This window comes from Streptomyces sp. NPDC030838 (assembly GCF_055572035.1).
The window spans coordinates 1-13,350 of sequence record NZ_JBVIED010000024.1; the positions used below are offsets into that span (position 1 = coordinate 1).

General features: G+C 73.3%; 12 protein-coding genes. 5 read left to right on the plus strand and 7 right to left on the minus strand.

The window, feature by feature from the left end; all coding sequences use genetic code 11:
• Nucleotides 1–231: 231 nt before the first annotated feature.
• Nucleotides 232–1,113 carry an alpha/beta fold hydrolase gene (locus ACZ42A_RS38220; RefSeq protein WP_468531982.1) on the plus strand — a complete coding sequence of 294 codons (882 nt, stop codon included), beginning with the start codon at nt 232–234 and terminating at the stop codon, nt 1,111–1,113.
• Here the strand turns inward: ACZ42A_RS38220 and ACZ42A_RS38225 are convergent.
• Nucleotides 1,075–1,980, minus strand: coding sequence for a winged helix-turn-helix transcriptional regulator (locus ACZ42A_RS38225; protein WP_468531983.1), 906 nt, complete (start codon nt 1,978–1,980; stop codon nt 1,075–1,077). The two genes, ACZ42A_RS38220 and ACZ42A_RS38225, sit on opposite strands and share 39 nt — an antisense overlap.
• Before the next feature lie 95 nt (nt 1,981–2,075).
• On the opposite strand from ACZ42A_RS38225, the gene ACZ42A_RS38230 reads away from it, so the two are divergent.
• A complete protein-coding gene (locus ACZ42A_RS38230) occupies nt 2,076–2,744 on the plus strand; it encodes an O-methyltransferase (protein WP_468531984.1) in 669 nt (222 codons plus the stop codon).
• Here ACZ42A_RS38230 and ACZ42A_RS38235 read toward each other — a convergent pair.
• Entirely contained in the window at nt 2,741–3,730 is a 990-nt protein-coding gene (locus ACZ42A_RS38235; protein WP_468532017.1) for a hypothetical protein, read from the minus strand. The genes ACZ42A_RS38230 and ACZ42A_RS38235 overlap by 4 nt on opposite strands.
• Before the next feature lie 120 nt (nt 3,731–3,850).
• Between ACZ42A_RS38235 and ACZ42A_RS38240 the strand changes: the two genes are divergently transcribed.
• Together ACZ42A_RS38240 and ACZ42A_RS38245 are read left to right on the plus strand one after the other, a co-directional pair.
• Nucleotides 3,851–4,819: an ankyrin repeat domain-containing protein gene (locus ACZ42A_RS38240; RefSeq protein ID WP_468531985.1), complete on the plus strand. Its 969-nt coding sequence runs from the start codon at nt 3,851–3,853 to the stop codon at nt 4,817–4,819.
• A 15-nt stretch (nt 4,820–4,834) separates the two neighbouring features.
• On the plus strand, nt 4,835–5,383 hold the full coding sequence (locus ACZ42A_RS38245; protein WP_468531986.1) for an HAD domain-containing protein: 549 nt from the start codon (nt 4,835–4,837) through the stop codon (nt 5,381–5,383).
• Between the two features lie 77 nt (nt 5,384–5,460).
• On the opposite strand, the gene ACZ42A_RS38250 is transcribed toward ACZ42A_RS38245, so the two are convergent.
• The 5 genes from ACZ42A_RS38250 to ACZ42A_RS38270 form a co-directional block, all read right to left on the minus strand.
• A complete protein-coding gene (locus tag ACZ42A_RS38250) occupies nt 5,461–8,292 on the minus strand; it encodes a DUF5682 family protein (RefSeq protein WP_468531987.1) in 2,832 nt (943 codons plus the stop codon).
• Nucleotides 8,289–9,401, minus strand: a complete 1,113-nt coding sequence (locus ACZ42A_RS38255; RefSeq protein ID WP_468531988.1) for an ATP-binding protein — start codon at nt 9,399–9,401, stop codon at nt 8,289–8,291. The genes ACZ42A_RS38250 and ACZ42A_RS38255 overlap by 4 nt, the downstream gene beginning before the upstream one ends.
• Before the next feature lie 66 nt (nt 9,402–9,467).
• Complete coding sequence (locus tag ACZ42A_RS38260; protein WP_468531989.1) at nt 9,468–10,895, minus strand: vWA domain-containing protein; 1,428 nt, start codon at nt 10,893–10,895, stop codon at nt 9,468–9,470.
• Nucleotides 10,892–12,316, minus strand: coding sequence for a hypothetical protein (locus ACZ42A_RS38265; protein WP_468531990.1), 1,425 nt, complete (start codon nt 12,314–12,316; stop codon nt 10,892–10,894). The genes ACZ42A_RS38260 and ACZ42A_RS38265 overlap by 4 nt, the downstream gene beginning before the upstream one ends.
• Nucleotides 12,286–12,789 (minus strand): hypothetical protein, encoded by a 504-nt coding sequence (locus ACZ42A_RS38270; protein ID WP_468531991.1) that lies wholly within the window; start codon nt 12,787–12,789, stop codon nt 12,286–12,288. The genes ACZ42A_RS38265 and ACZ42A_RS38270 overlap by 31 nt, the downstream gene beginning before the upstream one ends.
• A gap of 227 nt (nt 12,790–13,016) precedes the next feature.
• On the opposite strand from ACZ42A_RS38270, the gene ACZ42A_RS38275 reads away from it, so the two are divergent.
• Entirely contained in the window at nt 13,017–13,349 is a 333-nt protein-coding gene (locus ACZ42A_RS38275; protein ID WP_468531992.1) for a MazG-like family protein, read from the plus strand.
• Nucleotide 13,350: the final 1 nt, after the last annotated feature.

Genomic DNA, 13,350 nt, shown 5'->3' on the forward strand with positions numbered 1-13,350 from the left:
CAACAACGGCTCAATCACCGCCCACGCGGCACCAGATATCTCCCCATCCCTCACAACCAGCCCAACGGTCAGATGATCGGAAAGACACCCCCTAGGAAGTCGGCGCCCCGCACCACCTCTTGGCCGTCACCCGCGCGGGTACCCGATCAGTACGGAGGACGAAGGGCTTCGTTGTACCACCGGGCCCGTCGCCGAAGGGCGGGCCCGACCTGCGCACGGCGAGGAGAGACGATGAGTACGCAAGGACCGGGGACGCGGACGGAGCGCACCCGAACGGTCGTGGTGGACGGCGCACGGGTCGCCTGCTGGGAGTCGGGGCCGTCCGACGGCGAACCGGTCCTGCTGCTGCACGGCTACCCGGCCAGTCACGACTGCTGGCGCCACCAGATCCCGGAGCTGTCCCGGGAGCACCGGGTGATCGCACCGGATCTGCTCGGCTGGGGCCGCTCCGACCGGCCGCTCGGGCTGCGCTTCGACTACGCCACGGAGGTCGCCCGGCTGGGACGGCTGCTGGACGCGCTGGACTGCCCGTCGGTGAACCTGGCGGGCCATGACTACGGGGGCTTCCTCGCCCTCGGCTTCACCCAGGACCACCCCGGCCGGGTCCGCCGGCTGGCCCTGCTCAACAGCCGCGCCCACGGCACCTTCGCGCCGCGCTGGAAGGCGGCGTTCGAACTGGTCACGCTGGCGGGGCGGACCCCCGCGATCCGGTCGCTGGCGGCACGGCTCCCGCTGGGTGCCGTGCACCGCTGGTCACTGGGGTCCCTGGTCCGGCGCGGCTACCTCGACGACGAGCAGCTGAACGCCTACATCGGCTGGATGGACACCGCCCAGGGCCGCCGCTGGCTGCTGCACTACTTCTCGCAGTACCGCGTCGCGGCCCGGCCCGAACTGCGCCGCCGGCTCGGCGACATCGGCTGCCCGACGGCCGTCGTCTGGGGCCGGGCCGACACCTACCTCAGCCCGGCGATCGCCCTGGAGCTGGCCCGGCACATCCCCGGCGCCGAACTGACGATGCTCGACGACGCGGGCCACTGGATCACGGAGGAACGGCCCGCGCAGGTCACCGCCGCGCTACGGCACTGGCTCGCCCGCGACGTCCGCGACGTCTGACCCGGCGAGTGTGAGGGCCCGGGTCACCGCCGCCGGGATGTCGTGGACGGGGAAGAGGGTGTGCCGTACCCGCCGGTCCGGGCCGATGACGAGGATCAGCCGTTTGATCCGCAGGTCCTGTCCGGCGCGGAAGGCCGGCAGCCGCAGGGCGGCGGTGAGCTGGAGCCGGGTGTCGGAGAGCAGGGGGAAGGGCAGTTCCTCGGCGCGGGCGAAGGCGGCCTGTTCCCGGGGGGTCTGGGTGCTGACGCCGTGGACGGCGACGCCCGCGGAGCGGAACTCCTCCCAGGCGGCGCGGAACACCCGGCTCTCGAGGGTGCAGCCCGCGCTGCCGGGGATCGCCGGTTCCTCGGTGCCGGCGGGGAGGCCGGGGACGCCGGTGGCCGGGTAGGCGAACAGCACGGTGGCCCGGGCGTCCTCGGCGACCGGGTCGTGGTCGCGGCCGTCGGTGCCCGGCAGGCGCAGCCCGGCGGGGACCGGCTCGCCCACGAGGGCGGCCACCCGGCGCGCCTCCGCTCCGTCGTCGGCGGCCTCGCCGGTGAGCGTGCCGTCGCCGAGCAGCCAGCGGTCGGCCCAGTCCTGGAGGGCCACCAGCACGGGGAGCAGGCCGCGGCCCCGCTCGGTGAGGACGTACTCGTAGCGCGGTGGCCGCTCCTGGTAGAGGCGGCGTTCCAGCACCTGATGGCCGGTCAGGGCGCGCAGTCGCTCGGTGAGGATCTTGCGGGAGACGCCCAGCTCCTGGGCGAGCCGGTCGAAGCGGACGTGCCCGCGGGCGATCTCCCGGAGCACCAGCAGGCTCCACCAGTCGCCGACCACCGCCGCGGCCTGCGCGATGCCACAGGTGTCGCCGGCCTCGGGCCGAGGGGTCATCGCCGTACTCCTGACTGGGAAAACCGATCGCGGGTGTCGTCCGCCCATAGTAGGTTCCCCATCGGAACCGAGTGAGTATCGAAAGGGAACCCACTGTGTCGCAGCAGACGTGGACCGCCGTCGACGACTACTTCAACGGCTTGCTGGTGGAGGAGGACGCCGCGCTGATCGCGGCCGTCGCGGGCAGCGACGCGGCCGGGCTCCCGCCCCATCAGGTCGCCCCGAACCAGGGGAAGCTGCTGCACCTGCTCGCCCGCATCCAGGGTGCCCGCACCGTTCTCGAGATCGGCACACTCGGCGGCTACAGCACCATCTGGCTCGCCCGGGCCCTGCCCGCGGACGGGCGGCTGGTGACGCTGGAGGCCGACGAGCGGTGCGCGGCCGTCGCGGCGGGGAACGTGGCGCGGGCCGGCCTGGACCACCTCGTCGACCTGCGGATCGGCAAGGCCCTGGACACCCTGCCGCTGCTCGCGGACGAGGAGGCCGGGCCGTTCGACCTCGTCTTCATCGACGCCGACAAGCCGTCCAACCCCGCCTACCTGGAGTGGGCGCTGCGACTCACCCGGCCGGGCAGCGTCATCGTCGGGGACAACGTGGTCCGCGAGGGCGCGGTCACCGACCCGGCCAGCACGGACGCCCGTGTCCAGGGCGTCCGCCGCTTCACCGAACTCGTCGCGGAGCACCCAAGGCTCACGGCCACGACGCTGCAGACCGTCGGCGCGAAGGGGTACGACGGCTTCACTCTCGCCCTCGTCACCGACTAGCGGGGCTGTTTGCGGCGCCCCGTACGGCTCTCCAGGCGCCGCAGTTCGGTCGCCGCGGCACGGGCCTCCTGTTCGGCCGTGGTGAGGGCGTCGGCAGCGGACCGGTGCCGTCGCTCGGCCTCGCTGTGTGCGCGGTCGGCGTCCTCCATGGCCTGGCGCGCGGTGCGCAGCCGCTGCTCGGCGGCGTCCGCCTCCTGCCGGGCCTCGTCCCTGCGCGCGCGGGCCCGCGCCAGGGACTCCTCCGTCTCCGCGGCCCGGTCGCGCCGGTCGCTCAGGCGCCGTTCGGCCTCCTCGGCGGCCTGGCGGGCCTTGGCCAGCTGCTCCTCCCGGATGCGGCGGCGTTCGGCGAGTTCGTCCTGGAGCGGTGTGGGGCTCGGTGTTGTCTTCGAGGACTTCCCGGCGGGTTTCGCGGGCGCCTCGGCGGCGCTCGTCGGCTTCGGCCGGGCGGTGACCGGCGCCGCGTCCGAGTCCGGGGACAGGAAGGCGGACGGGGGGCTGAGCGCGCCGGTCAGCCGACCGGTGGCCCACTGCTCGGCGGCGTCGGGATCGGCGAGCACGGCATGGAGTGTGGCGGCGACGTCCTGCTGTGCGGCGGCGGACAGCCGGTGCCCGGCCGCGTCGGCGAGCCGGGCGGCCTCGCGGGACAACGCGGAGACGACACGGCGCCGTTGGGCGGTGAGGTCCTTCAGCGCGGCGGGGTCCAGCGTGCGGTAGGCCTCGCGCAGCGCTTCGCCCAGGTCCAGCAGCCGACGGCTCTCGCCGGGCTCGCCGCGCAGCAGCAGGTTCGCGGCCCAGGCCGCCAGGGTGGGCCGGCGGGCGGCGCGGATCCGCCGGGCGTCCTCGGTGCGTCCCGCCGTCCGGGCCGCGGCGGCCAGCTCCTCGCGGCGGGCCACGAACCCGGACGGGGGCGTGGTGTACAGCTCGTCGAGGACCGCCTCCACGTCGGGTTGCCCGCCGCCCGTGCCGCGTCCGCCCTTGCGCTGCATGGTCCCCAGCCTGCCGCCGGCGCTGGGCACGCGCACGTCGAACCAGGGTTGTCAGACCCATCTGCGATCGTGGGCCCACCGGGCGGCGCACGTGCCGCCCGGGTCGGTGCCGAAGGGGGCATGGTGACACGGCGGGAAGACGACGCCTGGGCAGGCATGGGCTGGGACGGCTGGAAGGATGCCGACGAGGTCCGGCGGCGCCTGGCCGCGGGTGCCGATCCGGAGGCGTGGGGTACCGAGCGCCCGCTGCGCTGGGCAGCGCTGTTCGGCTCGCCCGAGGCGGTCGCGGAGCTGGCCCGGCACGTGGCGGACGTGGACGCGGTCGTCCATGGCAGGACCGCGCTGTGGGAGGCCGTCATGGCCGACCGGCTGGACACCGCTCAGGCCCTGGTCGAGGCAGGGGCGGACCCCTGGCGGCCGCTGATCGGCGGCTGGTCGCCGGGGCGGCTCACGCTGGCCGGTCCCGCAGCGGATCTGTTCCCGCTGCCGGAGGGAGAGCGCGGCCTGACCGACGCGGAGCGCGCGACGGCCGAGGAGGCCGCACGGCTCCTCTCCGCGCTGGGCGGCATCAACTACGAGGGCCTGGGCCTGGCCTGCGTGGCGGGGATCGACGCGCAGGAGGCGATACGCCGGCTGGAGGCGACACCGGCGGAGGGCGAGGAGCTGGAGGAACTCCTGGAGGACCCGTACGCCTGCGACCCCGAGGAGATCCTGTCGTTCGTCGGTGTCACCACGGTGCCGGGCGGCTGTGTCGTCACCCAGCCGTGGGGGTACGCGCCGTCGATGCCAGGCGTACTCGCCCGGCTGTCCGAGGGGACCGTGTGCTACGGCATGTACGCCAACGTCAAGAGCGGCAACCAGGGCGGCACCGCCCGCGACGGCGTCGTGGACGGCTGGCATCTCAATCCGGCCGGCCCGCCCGGCCCGGACTCGACCCCCGAGGAGGTCCTGGCCGCCTATCTCTACCGCCGCAGCCCGGTGGCCTACTGCTGCGCGTACGTCGGTCTGCGCCTGCCCGACGCACGGGCGGTGTTCGGCCCGGCGGACGTGTGGGTGGAGCTGCCGGACCGGGACCACTGGACCCACTGACCCATGGACCCCGGCATGCCACGCCCCCTCCTGTACCTCGACGTCGACGGCCCGCTCAACCCGTATGCCGCGAAGCCGCACCGCCGCCCCGAGGGCTATGCGACGTACCGGATGAAGCCGGAGGGGTGGGTCGCCCAGCACCCCGGTCAGCCGCCGGCGGCGGTGAAGCCGCTGCGGGTGTGGCTCAACGCGGATCACGGGCCTCGGCTCCTGGCGCTGAGCGAGAGGTACGAGCTGGTGTGGGCCACGACATGGGGCGTGGAGGCGAACACCTTCATCGCGCCCGTCCTCGGGCTGCCGGAGCTGCCCGTGGTGGACTGGCCCGTGCCGCGCGACCCCGGCGGCCCGGACGGCGTCTTCTGGAAGACCCGGCCTCTCCTCGCGCACGCCGCGGGGCGCCCGTTCGCCTGGGTCGACGACGAACTCGGCGAGAGGGACAGGATGTTCGTGGCCGTACGCAACGCGGGCGCGGCGCTGCTGCGGCACGTCGATCCCCGGCTCGGGCTGCGGGACGACGATTTCCGGGCTCTCGAGGACTTCGCGCGGGCGTGCGGCGCTCCGTGACGGCCATGAGGTGAGCACGTACGCCGGAGCCACCGCTCCCTCCCGGGGGCGGTGGCTCCGGCGGGTGTCCGGGCTCGTCAGGGAGTGGCCAGCAGGGCTCCCAGCGCCTCCGCGGTCCGCGGATGGCGGGCGAGCAGGGCCGCGCCGGACGGAGCCCGCTCCGCCGTCTCCCAGCCGCCGTCGCAGCCGAGGAGATCCGCCACCGCGTCGCAGGTCGCGGGGTGCGCGGCGAGCAGGGCCAGGCCGCGCGGCCCGGACGAGGAGTCGCGGGACGGGCGTACGGCCGTCGGGGCCGGGTCGGCCCGCCACGGCGGTATCCACGCGTCCAGTGCCGGGAGCCGGCCGGGGAAGACGCGGCCCGCCTCGCGGATCAGCAGGGGTGCGAGGTCCGCGCCGCCGGACCGGAGGTTGGTGATCAGGGTCGGCAGCCAGGGCAGCAGCACCGGGTCCGGCAGCCGGGCGAACGCGTTGGACACGGCTTCGACGACGAAGTCGGCCAGCCCGGGCACCGGTTCCAGCGCGTGCAGGAATCCGCTGAGGTAGCGCGGATAGGCGGGGAGGACCAGGGGGTTGCCCAGCAGCTCGTCGCACCGGGCCCGCAGGTCGGCGCGGGAGAGGGTGCCGAGCTGGGTCTTGGCCGCCCACAGCAGCGCCGTCTTGGCGGGGTCCTCGGGGTGCGACTGGGCGACGGCCAGTTCCAGCTGGTTGCGGTCGCAGCCGAGCGACAGGGCGAGGCTCTCCATGCTGAACAGGAAGCCCAGCATGGCAGCGACCTGGCGGACGCTCGCGTCGTCGTCGGTGAACGCCGTCGGCAGCAGCGTGCAGTAGTGCGCGTAGCCCGTCTTGACGAAGGACTCGATCCACTGCGGCAGGGACGGTTCGCTGGTGCGGTAGTACGCCAGCAGTCCGCGCACCCGGCGCAGCACCTCCGGCGCGCCGTCGACGCTGCGCTCGGTCGCCAGAACCTCCAGGGCGTGCCGGCCGAGTTCGTCGGCGAGGCGGCGGCTGCGCAGGTAGAGGAGGGCGTCCTCGACGGTCGCGAGGACGGTCGCCGTCGTCGCCTGCGGGCCGTACGCGGTGCGCCGCAGCCGCTGTTCGAGGACCTGCTCGATGCTGACACCCTCGTAGCCCAGCTCGATGAGGGCCCGCTGGTGGGTGCCGAGGGCGAGGTCCCACGACTCCTGGATGGAGCGCTCGCCGAGCTTGCGTTCGCCCATGATGGGGCGGGCGGCGCCGTGCGGCATGAGGTACCGCAGCATCCACAGCACGTCGGAGCACTGCTCCAGCTCCGGCCGGGACGCCAGGTCGAGCAGGGCCCGCTGCACCCCGCGCTGCTGGAGCTTGAGGTTCAGCGGGGCGAGCCGGTCGTGGACGTCGCGGGCGAGCGGCGGCAGGGCGTCGTAGCCGACCTGGCCGATCCGGTCGCCGCCCAGCATGATCTCCACGAGGCGGCGCACATCGCGCCGGCCCGGCACGGTGTCCTTCTCGATGCAGGTGACCGCCGCGTCCTGGAAGTCGTACGGCGTGGGCTTGGCCCGGTCGCGCATCCCGGCCAGCAGGATCGACGTCTCGAACACCGCGATGGCATCGGCGGTGGAGGCGAGATAGCCGTTGCGGCGGGCGGCGCGGACGATCTCCACCGACCAGCCGAGCAGTTCGGCCTCGTCGAGGCGGTCCAGGACGGGGGGCCGCCGCAGGAATCCGGTGAGCTTGTCGGAGGCGGCGGGCTCGTCGGCGGGGACAGGGACGGCCGCGGGCTTCGCCGCCTTCTTCGGCGTCTTGGTCCCGGCCTGCCCGGCGAGCCGGTACGGCTTCACGCGGGTGCGCTTGAGGTTCTTCGCCCACTGGGTCGCGGCGATGGACACCGAGCCGGCGGCGAGGCCGAACTGCGCCTCGATCGCCGCGTGGCTGGACGGGATCAGACCGTGCTGCCACTTGGTGGCGCTGGGCGGGCTGATCTCGAAGGTGTCGGTGCCGTGGACGCCGAACTCCGCGACGCGGCTGGCCGCGTGGAAGGCGCCGCACACGTAGAGGGCGTCCGCCGGGTCGGTGCCGGTCGCGGCCATGTGCTGCCGCATCCGCGTCCACATGTACCGTTCGCGGTCCTCGTCGACGCGGACCCGGTGTGGGTCGCCGGGGGCGAGGCGCCGGAAGAGGCTGCCGATCAGCAGCATGACCTGGCGGTAGGTGTCGTGGTCGCTGTCGCCGAGCGGCAGTTCGACGTACTGGTGCCACCACTCCGACCAGTGCCGCACCCGCCCGTGCCGCAGCAGGTGCTCCTCCAGTTCGGCGAAGCGCGGGCGCAGGTCGCCGATCTCCACGCCGACCGCGTCGCCGTGCAGCGCGGCCTCCTCCTCGGCGGAGGGCGCGTCCGGGTCGGCCGGCGCAGCCGAGTCCTCCGGGGACTCCTGCCACTGGAAGACGTGGTCGGAGGAGCGGTCGACGAGGACGAGTTCGACGCCCGGGGTCTCCAGGGCGTAGGCGATGGCCTGGTACTCGGCCGACGCCTCGGTGATCGGCGCGACCACCGACAGCGGTGCCCATTCGGCGGGGAAGCCGTCGACCTCGGTCGCGAACGCCTGCACCGCGACCGGGAGCTTGCAGTTGCGCAGCTCGGTCAGGAGCGGGGCCATGTCCTCGCAGAGTTCCAGGTAGACCACCTTGGGCTGCTTCTCGCGCAGCCGGCGTGCCATGGCGAGCGCGGAGGCGGGCGAGTGGTGGCAGACCGGGAAGATCTCCAGCGGTTCGCGCACCGCGCGGTCGACGTCGTCGACGATGCCGAGGAGGATGCCCTCCAGCGCGTCGGGTCCGTCGGCGAACGCGGTGGCGGCTTCCTGGAGCTGGGTGCGCAGGGCGGTGAAGGTTCCCTCGTTCGTGGCGCTGTCCACAGCGCTGCTCCGAGCGCTCACGACAGGGTGGCGATCGCGTCGCGGCCGCCCTCGAGGAACTCCGGCCAGGAGCCGCCCTCCTCCTTGCTGCGCGGCTCGACGACGCCGTGCAGGTACTTGTTGAGGATGGCCAGGTCCTCCGGTTCGCGCCGGGCGAGCGAGCCGACGAGCGAGGAGGCGAGCGTACGGGCGGTCAGGGCGCGCTCGCCGAAGAAGTTGCTGTGCAGGATGGCGTCCTCCAGGACGCCGATCTGCTCGGCGGTGGAGAGCGCGGACTCCAGCTTCTCGTCGTCGCTGGCGGCCGCGGCGGCGGAGGCACGCAGGTCGGAGAAGCTCTGCAGCAGCACGTCCAGCAGGGTGGGCGGCACGTCCAGTTCGATCTGGTGGCGGCGCAGCAGTTCCTCGGTGCGGAAGCGGACGATCTCCGCCTCGCTCTTCTTGTTGGTGACCACCGGGATGCGGACGAAGTTGAAGCGGCGCTTGAGCGCGGAGGACAGGTCGTTGACGCCCCGGTCGCGGCTGTTGGCGGTGGCGATGACGGAGAAGCCGGGCTTGGCGAAGACGATGTTGTCGCTGTCGAGTTCGGGGACCGAGATGTACTTCTCGGAGAGGATGGAGATCAGCGCGTCCTGGACGTCGCTGGTCGAGCGGGTCAGCTCCTCGAAGCGGCCGATGACGCCGGACTCCATCGCCGTCATGATCGGCGAGGGGATCATCGACTCCCGGGACTGTCCCTTGGCGATCACCATGGACACGTTCCACGAGTACTTGATGTGGTCCTCGGTGGTGCCGGCCGTGCCCTGCACCACGAGCGTGGAGTTGCGGCAGACGGCGGCGGCGAGCAGTTCGGCCAGCCAGCTCTTGCCGGTGCCGGGGTCGCCGATCAGCAGCAGGCCGCGGTCGGAGGCAAGGGTGACGATGGCCCGTTCGACGATGCTGCGGTCGCCGAACCACTTCTGGGAGACCTCGCGGTCGAGCCCGTCGGCCCGCTCGGACCCCAGGATGAACAGCCGGATCATCTTCGGCGAAAGGCGCCAGGAGAACGGCTTGGGGTTGTCGTCGATCGACTCCAGCCAGTCCAGCTCCTCGGCGTACTTGATCTCGGCGGGGGCGCGCAACAGGTCGGACATGTGTAGGCCTTTCGGTGAGAAGAGGAAAGTGAAAGTGAAGAGGGATCGCCCTGGGCGTCTGGGCGCCTAGGCGAGGAACGTCTTCAGCTCGTGGACGAGCTTGCGGATGTGGCCGGAGATCACCGGCGTGCCGAGATCCTTGAAGCGCTCCCGGAACCACGGGTTGACGCTGCCGCGGCCGGCGCTGGTCACCGAGCCGACGGGGATGAACTTCGCGCCGGAGCGGTGGATGGCCGCCATGCTCTCGAACAGCGGCTCGGACCGCCATTCGTAGAAGTCGGAGATCCACACCACGACCGTGTTGCGCGGTTCGGCGATCTTCGGCTGGGCCAGGGCCATGGCGACCGTGCCGTCGGTGCCGCCGCCGAGGTTGGTGCGCAGCAGGGTCTCGAAGGGGTCGTTCACCCAGGGGGTGAGGTCGAGCGCCTGGGTGTCGTAGGCGATCAGATGGACGTCGACCTTGGGCAGGCCGGCGAAGATCGACGCCAGGATGGTGCAGTTGACCATCGAGTCGACCATCGAGCCGGACTGGTCGACGACCACGATGAGCCGCTGGGGGGTCGTCTTGCGGGCGGTGTGCCGGTAGTAGAGGCGGTCGACGTAGAGCCGCTCCTCCTCGGGGTCCCAGTTGGTGAGGTTCTTCCAGATGGTGCGGTCGACGTCGAGGTTGCGGAAGACCCGCTTGGGCGGGATCGACCGGTCGAGGGTGCCGACGGAGGCCTTCTCCACCTGGGTGCGCAGCACTTCCGCGACCTCGTCGACGAAGCGCCGGATCAGCGCCTTGGCGTTGGCGAGGGCGACGCCGGAGAGGTTGTTCTTGTCGCGCAGCAGCTGTTCGATGAGCGACATGCTCGGGGTGAGCTGTGCGGCGAGCTTGGGGTCGGCGAGCACCTCGCGCAGGCGCATGCGCTTGACCAGGTCGGCCTCGATGGCGCCGAGTTCGGGGCCGATCGCCGGGATGAGCGTGCTCAGGTCGGGGGTGGGGTGGCCGGCTCCGGTGCCGGTCGGGCTCACTCCGCCGCCCGCCGCCCCGCCCGCGCCGGCGCCCGGGCCGCGTCCGCCGCGCAGTTCGCCGGGCTTGCAGCCGAGTGCGCGCTCCAGCCATCCGGCGTCGGACTGCCATTGGGCGAGCTGCCCGGCGGTGACCGTGCCGGTGCCTGAGGAGAAGACGTTGAGCAGCACCTTCGACACGAGTGCGGCGCGGCGCACCTCGGCGGCCCGGTCGCGGTCCTCCTCGTCCGGGTCGGGCACCATGAGGCGGTCGAACTCGGCGGCCAGCTCGGGGTGGCGCTGGACGATGGCGTCGACGGAGGCCTGCGGGTCCAGCAGGGCGGGCGGCAGTCCGATGTCCTCGACGACGGCGAGCGAGGCCGACTCCAGGGTCGCCTGCTCCTCGTGGTCGAAGAGGCGGGCGAGCAGCCGCCAGTACAGGACCTGCCGGCGGTTCTCGTCGGGGTTCGCGGTGATGGGCCCTTCGGTGGTGTGGTCGGTCATTTCCGCAGCAGCCTTCCGGCGCGTTCGCGCAGCACGTTCACCGCGTCGGTGGCGGCCTTCTCGAGCTTGGCCCCGGCCTTGTCGGTGGTGCCGCCGGCCCAGGCGCCCGCGTGCACGGCGACCGTCTTCCTGCGCACGGTGGTCTCCACGGCGAGCGGCTGGAGGACGAACCGTCCGGCATCCCAGCGGAGCAGCCCGATGCAGGCGCCGGACGCGGCGACGGCCTTCGGGGTGAGCGGTCCGGCGGTCGGGATGCGGTCGGTGTCGACGGCCAGGCGCTGTCCGGTGAGGGTGAACGTCACCGTCTCGTCGTCCGCGTCCTGTTCGGCGGCGTAGCCCTCCAGGAACACGGGGTGGGTGAGGCGCACCGGGTGCCGGTCCAGGGGCGCGGTCGGCGGTGCGGCGGCGGTGGGCAGGGCGACGCGGGCGGTGGCGAAGGGGTCGGCGGGCTCGCCCGGGCGGGCGTGTTCGTCCCGCCAGATCAGATCGCCCTCGGCGGTGACGGGCATGTCGGTGAGGTCCATCGAGCGGCCTTCGCCGAAGGCGGCCAGCAGCGTCATGTGCGGGCGCAGCAGCTGCCAGACACCGGCGCCGAGGACGGTGTCGGGCTTGGGCACCGACACGCTCGCCCGCACCAGCCGGGGGGTGCCCCCGTCGGCGGGTTCGAGGACGGCGTGCACCTGGGCCTGGGCGGCCGTGGCGTGTTCCTGGACGTCGACGCCGAGGGGCAGCAGCCGGCCGGTGACGGTCTCGGTGGCCGGTGCGGCGGCGGCGCCGGGCAGCGTCAGGAGCATGCCGCGGGCCCACAGGTCGGCCCAGCGGCGCACGGGTATCCGCTCCAGGGAGGCGCCCGGGCAGGACGCGGCGAGTTCGGCGGCGAACCCGTCGAGCAGGGTGGCCAGGCGGCGCAGCTCCGGGTCCGGGAGCATCGCGGAGACCACCTGGGCGGAGCCGGAGGCGACGTCGTGGTCGATGCCCTGCCAGCCGGCGCGCGCCAGGTCGCTCAGCCAGGAGCGGGCGGCGGCGAGCAGGTTCGGCGCCTGCTCCTCGGCGGCGGACGGGGCGGGGACCTCCTCGCGGGTGCGGCCGGTCGCCTCGTCGGCGCGGGCCGTGAGCGCGTCGTGCGCGGCGCCGAGCAGGGCGGCGCGGGCGGCGGCGAGCGCGATGAAGTGGTCCTCGCTCGCGGCGCCGGCGGCCGCCTTCTCGGCGGCCTCGGCGACCCGGGCGGCGAGCGGGCTCGCGGCGACGGCGTCGGCCAGCTCCATCAGGCCCGCGGCCTGGGCGGGCTGAGGCCGGAGCAGGCCGCCGACCAGGACCTGGTCGAAGGCGTCGACGGCGGCCAGGGCCTCGTCGAGGCCGTCGACCGGTTCGGTGAGCAGATCGATGCGCATCAGGCCACCGCCCTCGTCGGCGGGAACCACTGCATCTCCGGCAACGGGCCGGTGGTCGCGGCGAGTTCCAGGTAGGCCAGGTGGCGAAGGAACCGGCTGAAGACCGACGCGGCCGCCTTGCTGTCCGCCGGGGACGGGCGGGTGCCGCTCATGGCCATGTTGAGGGCGTGGGCGCTCGCCTCGCCGTCCCCGAGGTCGACCCGCAGGTAGCGGGCGACGCGTTCGGCGCCGTACTGGAGCACCGATTCGTTGATCAGCGCGCCGATGTGATTGCAGAACCCGCCGCGCGCGCCGCCGCACGGCCGGTTGTTGTTGGTGCTGCACGCGTACGCGTACGTCCCGACGGCGACCGACGAGACGTAGACCCGTCCGATGTCGGAGCCACTGGAGACGACGCCCTGGAGGCGTCCGTCGGCCAGCTCCACGAACGGGACCTTGGCGAGCTTGCGCGGTCGTGCGGGCGGGATCACCCGCGCCGTGCTCGACCTCTCGAACTCCGACAACGCACCATCTCCTTTGCAGCACAAGGGAAGCCCAACGCCGGATCGGCGGGACAGGAAAGAACTTAGTGGCGACCACTGACAACGCCCCGGTCGCGGGCCCTCGGTGACTGTCGCCTCATGCCACCGGCCGCCGTGGAATGGCCGGTTGAGCCCGTCTCCGCGGCGGGCGGGAATCGTTCATGGGTCGAGAGGCGGGGCGAGGGACGGCCCGCCGGAAGGGGGCGTTCGTGGACAAGGACGACTGGGAGATCACGGCCGGGCTGGCGGCGTTCCTGGACGAGGCCGCCGCACACGTCCCCGCCCAGCAGCGGCGGCTGCTCCAGGTGCTGAAGATCGGTGAGGAGTTCGGCGAGGCCGCACAGGCCGTGATCGGGGTCAGCGGCACCAATCCGCGCAAGGGCACGAGCCACACCTGGGACGACGTCACGGCCGAGGTCTGCGACGTGATCATCACGTCGATGGTGGCGCTGCACCGCCTCGGCGTCCCCGATCCGGCCGGGGTGTTCGCCGGGCATCTGCGGAAGGCCGCCGCCCGCACGCTGGCCGCGAGGAAGGACTGAC